The organism is Vibrio sp. 2134-1 (assembly GCF_033339495.1).
The window spans coordinates 1-559 of sequence record NZ_JAWOUS010000788.1; the positions used below are offsets into that span (position 1 = coordinate 1).

The window sequence follows — 559 nt, forward strand, 5'->3', positions numbered from 1 at the left end:
TCACGAATGACGAAAACACCACTGGTGATGTTGATTTCAGGAATGCTGTTGGGTACCTCGGCATACGCTGAAGATAAACTAACGGTCGTCTCATGGGGTGGCGCGTTCACCAAAAGCCAAGTAGAGGCTTACCACAAACCATTCATCCAAAAGACTGGTGTTGAGATCGTGTCGGAGGATTTCAGTGGCGGTTTGGCGGAGATTAAAGCGCAAGTAGAAGCAAACAACGTGCGTTGGGATTTGGTCTCGCTGGATAAACCAGACATTGTTCGAGGCTGCGCGGAAGGGCTTTTGGAACCCGTCAACCCCAGTATTCTGCCTCCCGGCGCTGACGGGACACCAGCAAAAGAAGATTTTATCGATGGGGCGATCCACGCGTGTGCGATTAACACCATCGTCGTATCGACCGTCTTAGCGGTGAACGAGGATGCTTTCAATGGCAAAACGGCTCCAACCAAGTTGACGGACCTTTTTGACTTAACAAACTTTCCCGGTCGACGAGCGCTACAAAAGCAACCTCAAGGTAACCTTGAATGGGCATTATTGGCCGATGGCATTA

At 50.4% G+C, this 559-nt stretch carries 1 protein-coding gene; it reads left to right on the top strand.

Annotation, left to right across the window (positions count from 1 at the left end; all coding sequences use genetic code 11):
• On the top strand, positions 1–559 hold a 559-nt coding region (locus tag R7R78_RS28550; RefSeq protein WP_225474904.1), incomplete at both ends, for an extracellular solute-binding protein.